The organism is Streptomyces sp. NPDC056948 (genome assembly GCF_042674225.1).
In the GTDB taxonomy this organism is placed as follows: domain Bacteria; phylum Actinomycetota; class Actinomycetes; order Streptomycetales; family Streptomycetaceae; genus Streptomyces; species Streptomyces purpurascens.
On record NZ_JBHUQX010000068.1, the window covers coordinates 19,737 to 28,775 of the forward strand.

At 67.0% G+C, this 9,039-nt stretch carries 7 protein-coding genes; 3 read left to right on the forward strand and 4 right to left on the reverse strand.

The features are described from left to right. Window positions 1-17: 17 nt before the first annotated feature. The 4 genes from ACFTZL_RS11750 to ACFTZL_RS11765 form a co-directional block, all read right to left on the reverse strand. Window positions 18-3,170, reverse strand: a complete 3,153-nt coding sequence (locus tag ACFTZL_RS11750; RefSeq protein ID WP_382580583.1) for a DUF3427 domain-containing protein — start codon at window positions 3,168-3,170, stop codon at window positions 18-20. A 469-nt stretch (window positions 3,171-3,639) separates the two neighbouring features. Further along, entirely contained in the window at window positions 3,640-3,855 is a 216-nt protein-coding gene (locus tag ACFTZL_RS11755; RefSeq protein ID WP_382580585.1) for a helix-turn-helix transcriptional regulator, read from the reverse strand. 16 nt (window positions 3,856-3,871) lie between these two features. Beyond that, window positions 3,872-4,888 (reverse strand): SEC-C metal-binding domain-containing protein, encoded by a 1,017-nt coding sequence (locus ACFTZL_RS11760; RefSeq protein WP_382580586.1) that lies wholly within the window; start codon window positions 4,886-4,888, stop codon window positions 3,872-3,874. Between the two features lie 137 nt (window positions 4,889-5,025). After that, the gene (locus ACFTZL_RS11765) at window positions 5,026-6,501 is read right to left on the reverse strand and encodes a beta-1,6-galactanase (RefSeq protein ID WP_382580588.1); all 1,476 of its coding nucleotides are present in this window, start codon (window positions 6,499-6,501) and stop codon (window positions 5,026-5,028) included. Between the two features lie 269 nt (window positions 6,502-6,770). On the opposite strand from ACFTZL_RS11765, the gene ACFTZL_RS11770 reads away from it, so the two are divergent. The 3 genes from ACFTZL_RS11770 to ACFTZL_RS11780 all read left to right on the forward strand — a co-directional run bounded on the left by ACFTZL_RS11770 (window position 6,771) and on the right by ACFTZL_RS11780 (window position 8,891). Further along, on the forward strand, window positions 6,771-7,082 hold the full coding sequence (locus tag ACFTZL_RS11770) for a DUF6412 domain-containing protein (protein WP_382580590.1): 312 nt from the start codon (window positions 6,771-6,773) through the stop codon (window positions 7,080-7,082). Between the two features lie 86 nt (window positions 7,083-7,168). Further along, complete coding sequence (locus tag ACFTZL_RS11775; protein ID WP_382580592.1) at window positions 7,169-7,888, forward strand: YidC/Oxa1 family membrane protein insertase; 720 nt, start codon at window positions 7,169-7,171, stop codon at window positions 7,886-7,888. Window positions 7,889-8,033: 145 nt separating this feature from the next. Beyond that, a complete protein-coding gene (locus ACFTZL_RS11780; protein ID WP_382580594.1) occupies window positions 8,034-8,891 on the forward strand; it encodes a fumarylacetoacetate hydrolase family protein in 858 nt (285 codons plus the stop codon). The last annotated feature ends 148 nt before the right edge of the window (window positions 8,892-9,039 follow it).

Genomic DNA, 9,039 nt, shown 5'->3' on the forward strand with positions numbered 1-9,039 from the left:
ACATCGAACGTGGCCAACTAGCCTGCGTTGATGGCTGCATACGACCAAACGTCGGCTGGCAAGTCATGCTCCATGCGCCACGTGATCGCCATCGGCTTGCTGCCAGCATGGCCTTCGTAGGTGGCAGGCCCGAGAAGCATCCAAGGCTGAGACTTACCGATGTCGGTGTTCTTGTAGCGACGCATGAAGAGCAGGACGTGGCTGCCCCGCTCGGCGTGATGCTGGTAGCGCTGTCCTGTTGGAGAGCTTCCGGCCGTGGAGTTCTGGGACTCCCAGTGGAAGAGCGTCGGGCTCAGCGCGTAGTCCCTGTACCGGACAGTAGGGGAGAAGTCTTTCTCGTTCTTCTCCAGAGTGATCAGAAGGGCGTCTGTCTGGAGTTCCTCGACCCACTGGACGCCCTGTGCGAAGGACCTGGGCATCTGGCCGCCGAAGCGTGCTACGCCGAGGGCGGCCAGAATCTCAGAGCGGTTATAGGAGCAATGGACCCTTAGCGGGAGCTGGCTGTGGCTGCCCGACAAGGGGATCGGGAAGTGGTCCGCCTGCTCGATGACGTAGGACAGGACCTGGCGGAGCTCGTCACGCAGGACCGGTTGGTCGCGGAGCGCGTCGAGGCCTTGCTGGAAGCTGGTGAAACCACCTGCGTTGTCCCACAAGTTGAAGAAGAGCATGCGGGCATAGGCCTGGTCTGCGGGGTCCAACTCGTCGTAGGGAGGTACTTCGTCGGCGAGGAGACGGAGGTACGCGTTGGCTCGGGCAGGGTCATCGACGTGCAGGAAAGCGTGGACGCGTTTGAGGAGTGCCGATTCACCAGTAGGAGCAGCAGCTTTGAGCAGGCCGGCTCGGCGCAGGATGGTCGTCCAGGAGTTGTCGCTCTTGTACAACTCCTTGATCTCCCTGCGGCTCTCCCGCAGGTAGTCCGCTAGCTGTGGCGTCTCATAGGCCTTGACTTCGTTGACCAGGGTCTTGACGGTAGCGCTCAGTTGCGTGCGGATGTTGTCCAGCACCAAGTTCTTGGCCTTGCCTTCCAGGATGATCTGGCATCCCGATGGAAGGAGCGGGAAGTCGTGCTCGATGTGATCGACGAGCCGGTTCCTGGAGAGGTTCGTCAGAGCTCGAAACTGCTCTTCGAAGCGGAACTCTGCCCGGTGCTGTCCGATGAAATCGAGGACAGTGAGTACGGGCTTCATCTCGGTACGTCGCAGTCCACGGCCTAGCTGCTGGAGGAAGACCGTGGCGCTGTTGGTGGGGCGCAGGAGCAGAAGGGTGTCGACATCGGGGATGTCGAGGCCTTCGTTGAAGAGATCCACGGAGAAGATGACTTGCAGCTTCCCCTGTCGTAGATCAGCGAGAGCTTGAGCGCGTGCTGCAGCAGGTGAGTCGCTGGTGAGCGCGGTTGCTTGAAATCCCGCCTTTCGGAAGAAGTCCGCCATGAAGCGGGCGTGCTTCTTGTCCACGCAGAAGCCCAGTGCACGCATGGCTCCGGGCTGGGAGACCTTGTCTCGGATCTGCTTGACGACGATACGGGCACGTGCCTCATTGCCCGTGTAGAGGTTGCCGAGGTCCTGGTCTGCGTACGCGCCCCGCTGCCAGGTGAGGTTCGTCAGGTCTGTGCCATCGGGGATGCCGAAGTAGTGGAAGGGGCAGAGCAGGTCGTTCTCAAGGGCTTCCCAGAGCCGCATCTCGGCTGCGATGCGGCCCTCGAAGAACTCGTCCTGCACATTGAGCCCGTCCATCCGCTCGGGGGTAGCGGTCAGGCCGAGAAGCTCCTTGGGCTTGAAGTGATCGATAACGCGACGGTAGGTGGTGGCCGTGGCGTGGTGGAACTCGTCGATCACGATGATGTCGAAGTGGTCGGGAGCCAGTTCTTCAAGCCGTTGGACGTTGAGTGACTGGACGCTGGCAAACACGTGGTCCCATGTCTGCGGGTCCTCGCCGCCATAGAGCAACTCGCCGAATGAGGCATCATCCAACACCTCCCGGTATGTCCGGAGAGACTGCTTGAGAATCTCTTTGCGGTGTGCGACGAACAGCAGCTTTGGTCGACGGTTATCGAAGCTCTTGGCCAGGCTTCGGTAGTCCACGGCCGCCATGACGGTCTTGCCGGTACCGGTTGCTGCGACCAACAGGTTGCGATTGCGTCCTCGGAGCTCGCGCTCTACCCGTAGGCGCTCCAGCATGTCCTGTTGATAGGGGAAGGGGCGTACCTCCAGCCCAGAGAGGCTGATCTTCAGATCAGTGGTGGAGGTGGTACCGCTTGCCTGAGCCAGAGCATGGTCGAGGCGCTCGGTGTGGTGATCGGGGTCGTATGTCTCGAACGCGGAGTCATTCCAATACGCGTCGAAGGTCGCCTCGAACTTGTTCAGCACCGCCGGTGTAGCGATGGAGGACAGGCGGACGTTCCACTCCAAGCCATCTAGGAGTGCGGCCTTCGAGAGGTTGGAGCTGCCGACGTACGCCGTGTCGAAGCCCGTGTGACGCCTGAAGAGCCAGGCCTTGGCGTGCAGTCGCGTGGATCGGATCTCGTAGTTGACCTTGACCGTAGCGCCGAAGTCGCGAACGAGGCGATCGAGTGCGTGGCGGTCGGTGGCGCCGATGTAGGTGGTCGTAATGACACGGATCGGCACGCCCCGCTCCTTAGCGGCGCGCAGTGAATCCTCGAGGACGCGAATGCCATACCACTTCACGAACGCGCAGAGCAGGTCAATGCGGTCTGCCGTAGCGAGCTCTGCCCTGAGCTCGGAGCCGAGACTGAGGTCTTCTGGAGAGTTAGTGATGAGCGACGTTTCGGACAAGGGGGTGAGGGGGCGGAGGGCGTAGACGCCTGGAGCCTCCTGCTGAGCGAGAGCAAGGAGCTGTCGAGGGCCTTCGGCGATAGTGCTCGTGCTTACGGCTTTGGCTTCGCTGGGGTCGGTGGCGCTTGTGGCCAAGGAATCGAGGATGCGATTCGCGACAGCCACACGGTCTTCGGGCGGGAGCTCGCTAAGCCTCTGACTGACAGCTTCACCGATGTAGCGAGCCAGCACATGGGGCGTGGACTCTGGCGTGACCTCGGCATCGATTGCCTTCCACCCCGCGGCCGTGAATCGCTCCAGCTCGTCACGCAAACCATGGGTGATCAGCTTCTCGTAGACACCCGCGATCGGCTTGGACAGGCCCCCATGTTCTGCCACGACTGCTCCCCTGATCCCTCGTGGTTCTCGTACACGATCACGCGTGACGATGTGGATCTGTTCTAACAGCAATCACTGACATTCGAGGGCCGTACCGAAAGGTGGGCTGCCGGTTGCTGTTGGGCCACCCGCTTCATGGCCAGTGTCGTGCTTCCACGGCCCGCCTCAAGGGCGCTCCACTCCGCTCCACTCCGCTGCGCTGCGCTCCGCGTCGGCTGGCGCCGATGGCCCTGCGGGCCACCCTTGACCCGGGCCGCTCCAGCACGGGAGAGAAGCGAGCGGGCGGCCCAGGAGGGCCGGGGGCCATCGGTTCGTTGTGCAGCGGCGAGTTGTTCAGGCACTCGGGGTGCAGGACGCATCAGCGGTTCAGGGCGCGCCGGGTTGGCTTAGCGGCGATCGGCCGGTGGTCGAGGTGCGAGGGCGAGGGCCAGCGCGCCGGTCGGCCGCGTCGGAAGGCCGACCGTGCGCGTCATGAGGGCTGCGTGGTGCTGAGGATGTCCGCGATGCGGGCCCTGGTCTCTTCATGCGGTTCCGCGCGACCTGTGATCCAGGCTGAGACGGTGGCGCGGGTCGTGCCGGCCTGGTCAGCCAAGTCCGCCTGCGACATACCCGCTCGACGCAGTTGGCGCCCCAGCCATGGGCCGAAGGCCTCGTCGTACTCGGTCGGAGGAAGTGGGTCGTGCATCTTCTACAGGTCTCGGCTATACGTCCGAGCCGTGGCACTGGCCGTAGGGCCGGTTCGAGCCGCACCAGCAAGACGCTCCCTGCTGCGGCGGCCACGCCACCGCCCGGCCCCGGGCCGCCAGTGTCGTGGCGTATTGGGGGAGCAGTGTCGCGTCCGACGGGGACGACAGTTCCGATGCTGCGAACGCCTCGTACGACGGGACCGTGCCCGTGACGATGCCCAGGTTCGGGGTGCCGGAGGAGGCGAGTTCCCGGAGGGCGGACTCTATGGTCGCGAGGTGGGCCTCATGAGACGGGTACTCCGCCTCCAGCGTCGGGTACGCCTCGAGGAGTTCCGTGAGTTCCGTCGCCGGCCAGTGGAGGATCGCTACGGGGAACGGGCGGGACAGGGCCTCTCTGTAGGCCCCGAGTTCCGCTCGGAGGCGGAGGATCTCGGCCTCGAGTTCTGCCGGGTTCTCCGAGCCCAGGGACCAGACGCGCTTGGGGTCGTGGAGTTCGTCCAGGGTGATCGGGAGGGAGTGGACCGTGTCCGCCAGGGCGTCCCATTCGTCGTGGGACTCGCCGAGCATGCGCCGTACGCGGTGGCGGCCGAAGAGGAGGGGGTGGGTGGCGTAGGGGGGCTCCGCCACGTCCGTCAGGAGGCGGTGCACGGCCTCCGTGAACGTCTCGTGGGCCGCTTCCAGTTCGTCGTGGGATTCGAGGGCTTCCGCGACGATGACCCAAGGGGCCGCGTCCTGGGGGGACGCCGAGCGGACGCCCTCGATGATCGCCCTGGCCTCGGCCTCGTGGCCGTACTCCCAGAGGTTCGAGGCCTTGAGCGCCCGTACCAGGTGGGGGTTGTCCAGGTCGGCCGTGGAGGCCAGCAGGCGGTCGTAGAGCGTGGACGCGGTGGGGCGGTCGCCGGAGAGTTCCAGGTGGGCCGCGGCCCGTAGCAGCAGGGCCTCGGCGTCCTCGGGATACAGGCCGGCGGTCCGCTCCAGGCGTGCCGCTTCGGCGGTGTGGTCGACGTTTTCGGCAGGCGTGTCGGGGCGCATGGGGGACACCGTACTGCCGGGAGGTGACGAGCGTGAGAGATGTGCAGGCCAGACCCCTGATCTGCCCGGATTCCCCATGCTCGCCGTCCCGGCTCTACGGATCGCCCCGAACCGCCGCCGTGCCGTCCGCCGCCGGCCTACGGCGTCACGCCGTCCACTTGGAGCGTTTGCACCGACTTCGCCGCGAAGGGGACGCTTACGGATTTTCCGTTCAGGCGGATGTCCGAGCGGGGGGTGTAGAGGTCGCCGCCGCCCGTCGTCACCGTGTTCCAGCGGGGGACCAGGCCCCCTGAGCCGCCCGTCACCGTCGAGAAGCGGGAGAGGTCGAAGGTGAGGGTCTGGGCGGAGGCCGAGGTGTTGACCGCTACCAGGACCAGGCGGCGGGAGGCGGCGTCGTATGCCGCTACCGCGTAGCTCACGCCCGTGTCCAGGATCGTCATGCCGGGGCGGATGTGGCGGCTGAACTGGGCCAGTACGTAGTGCTTGGTCTGGACTGTGGTCGGCTGGAGGGTGTTCGCGTCGTAGGCGATCATCGCCCAGCCCGTCGACGGGTCCATGACCTGCCAGTAGCACCACGCGGTGGGATGCAGCCAGCGGAAGTCGGAGCAGAGGTTCGAGGCCAGGGTCAGGCCCGTGCCGTCGCTGTCGCCCGTCTCGGAGTTCCACAGCTTCTTGCGGGACGTCGTCACCACGTCCGTGTAGAGGAGGTCGCGGCGGCCGCCCGAGCCCTGGTAGCCGTGCACGTTGACCTGGGAGACCAGGGCTTTCGTCGAGGAGTTGAAGGACGCCCACGTCGAGCGGGCCGTGTCGTAGTTCGTTTCGTCCGACGCGGCGATGCGGGTGCCTGTGAGGCCGCGTTTGTCCAACTCGCTGCGCATGTAGGGGAGTACGGCCGCCTGGACTGCGGGGGCCATGTGGCAGCCCTCCTGGGTGCCGGTCGCGGTCCACCAGGTGGAGGCCGGCTCGTTGAAGGGGTCGACCGTCGCGAAGTTCACGCCCCAGTTGTTCTTCGCGTAGAGGGCCGTCGCTGCCAGGTGGGAGGCGTGCTGGCGGTAGTTCCAGGTCTGGAGGTTGTTGCCGCCGCCCGCCGCGCCCGAGGGGTTGTGGTTGCTGCACATCCACCACATGGGGGAGTTGGCGAACAGCTCGGTGATCGCGCCCCGTTGTGTCGCCTTCACCAGCATCGCGCGCTGGTTGGCGTCCGCCGACCACTTCCAGGCCGAGGAGGCGGGATCCTCGTTGTTCCAGTCCTGCCAGAATCCCTCGATCTGCTTGAAGGCGGGGATGTTGGGGGATTCGGCCATCGTCTCGCCGCCCACGCTGTTCCCACTGCACGCGCCGAGGTTGTAGCGGGCGATGTTGAGGCCGAGGCCGGGCAGGGAGCGGCCGTTGTACGCCACCGACTTGGTGGTGAAGAAGAGGTCCGCGAAGTCGTCCCGGGCGCCGAAGACGTTGGCCCACCAGGCGAGGGAGGTGCCCCAGCCCTCCCAGGTGCCGTATGTGGTCGAGGGGGTGACGGCGATGGTGGCGTCCGCGTGCGCGGTGCCGGTCGCCAGGGCGCTGCCGAGGAACGTACCGCCTGCTGCGGACAGCAGGGTTCTGCGTCGTATCACGGCTCCTCCGTAGGGGAAGTCAGGGGAAGTCAGGGGAATGCAGGGGAATTCGGGGCAGGCGCCGGTCCCCCCGGCCCGGCGTCGCGGGTTGGCCCGTCGATGGCATCGAGAAGCATCGGGTGTGACGGATGGGTTGTCGAGAGTTGTGACGAACCTTTCTCAAACCCGTGTACGAAGTCTCGGACGTGGTCGCGCAGATGATCGTGTATAACGAATGGAGTGGACTGAACGGCGAGTGGCGCGCACGCTCGTACGGGAGGGGGCCGTCGATGATCCGCAGTTGGGCGAGTCTGCGTCCCGCTCTCGTGCTGCTCTGTCTGGTCCTGGAAGTGGCGCTGCTGGACACCGGCAGCCTCACCGCCACCGTCGCGCTCGCGGCGACCGCCGCGGCCGGAGCCGCGCTCGCGGTCTGCGCCCTCGTCGCCTCGCGCTGCGCGCCCGCCGTGCCACGCACCCGTGTGCGTACGGCCATCCGCGACCGTGACCTCCGTACGGCCTTCCTGCCGCAACGCGACCCGGACGCCAAGGGGCGCCCCCGGCCCCGGGCACCCGGACACGCCCTCCGGGCGACCTTCGCGTAGGGGCACATCACACAGCTGACCCCGCGCGGGTCGTCATGCCGCCATGACCCACTTCCGGCACGACGAGACCCCCGGAGGGCTCACGCATGTCCGTCTTCGCCAACCTGGTCGAGCACCTCGCCGACCTGCTCCAGCCGTTGTTCGGCGCCTCCGCGGCCGCCGCCGCGATCGTCCTGTTCACCGCGCTCGTACGACTCCTCGTCCACCCCCTGTCCCGGGCCGCCGCGCGCGGCCAGAAGGCCAGGACCGCGCTCCAGCCGAAGATCGCCGAGCTGCGGAAGAAGCACGGGAAGAACCCCGAGAAGCTGCAGCGAGCCGTACTGGACCTGCACGCCGAGGAGAAGGTGTCGCCGCTGGCCGGCTGCCTGCCCGGGCTGCTCCAGGTGCCCGCGTTCTTCCTGCTCTACCACCTGTTCTCCAGCGACACGATCGGCGGGCGGGCCAATGAGCTGCTCGGCCATGAGCTGTTCGCCGCGCCGCTGGGGGAGCGGTGGACGGACGCGATCGGCGGGGGCAGTGCGCTGAGTGGCGCGGGGCTCGTCTACGTCGGGCTGTTCGTGGTCGTCGCCGGTGTCGCGGCGTTCAGCTACCGCCTGAGCAAGCGGATGATGGCCGCGAACCCGGTCGTCCCGGCCGGGGGCGGTGGTGGGGAGCAGCTTCCCGGGCTGGGGGCGGTGACCAAGGCCATGCCGTTCATGTCCTTCTTCACGCTGGTCACCGTGGCGGTGGTGCCGCTGGCCGCAGCGCTGTACGTCGTGACCAGTACGACGTGGAGTGTGGTCGAGCGGGCCGTCCTCTACAGGTAGTCCCTCCGGTGACGGTCCAGTACGTGAACCGGGTATTGCGGAGTGGACTCCCACCTTGGAGGATCGACCAGTCCTCCGATCGCTGTCCCCGCCGCATCCGGGTCGCACGCATCGGCGGGCGCCCGCGATCGAGGGAGACGTGATCATGAAGCTGCTGCGAGTCGGTACGGCGGGAGCGGAGCGGCCCGCGCTGCTCGACGCCGAGGGGACCCTGCGGGACCTGTCGGGCGTCGTCGCGGACATCGACGGCGCGCTGCTCGCCGACGAGGCCGCGCTCGGCCGGGTCCGGGCCGCCGCGGACGCCGGTGAGCTGCCCGCCCTGGACGCCACCGGGCTGCGGATCGGACCGCCGCTGGGCCGGATCGGCAAGATCGTCTGCATCGGGCTGAACTACCACGACCACGCGCGCGAGACGGGTGCCGAGCCGCCCGCCGAGCCGGTCGTCTTCATGAAGGCTCCGGACACGGTCGTCGGGCCGCACGACACGGTGCTCGTGCCGCGCGGGTCCGTGAAGACCGACTGGGAGGTCGAGCTGGCCGTCGTCATCGGGCGTACGGCCAGGTATCTGGGGTCCGTGGAGGAAGGGCTCGCGCATGTCGCCGGGTATGCGGTGGCGCATGACGTGTCCGAGCGGGAGTTCCAGATCGAGCGCGGCGGGACCTGGGACAAGGGGAAGAACTGCGAGACGTTCAACCCGCTCGGGCCGTGGCTGGTGACGGCGGACGAGGTGCCGGATCCGCAGCGGCTGTCGTTGCGGCTGTGGGTCAACGGGGAGTTGAAGCAGGACGGCACGACCGCGGAGCAGATCTTCTCGGTGGGGGAGGTCGTGCGGTATCTCAGTCAGGTCATGACGCTGTATCCCGGGGATGTCATCAATACCGGGACGCCGGCGGGGGTCGCGCTGGGGGAGCCTGAGCCGAAGCCGTTCCTCAGGGCCGGGGATGTGGTGGAGCTGGAGATCGAGGGGCTTGGGCGGCAGCGGCAGGCGTTCAAGGATGCGTAGACGCTCCGCTGGGTGAGCCGGGGAACTGCGGCGGTCTTTCGGCTGCGGGGCGTCCGTGGTTGGTCGCGCAGTTCCCCGCGCCCCTTGGGGCGGGGAGCTGCCGTTCAGTCGGCGGCACCCCGCCCGGCGTATGTGGCGCATATAGCAG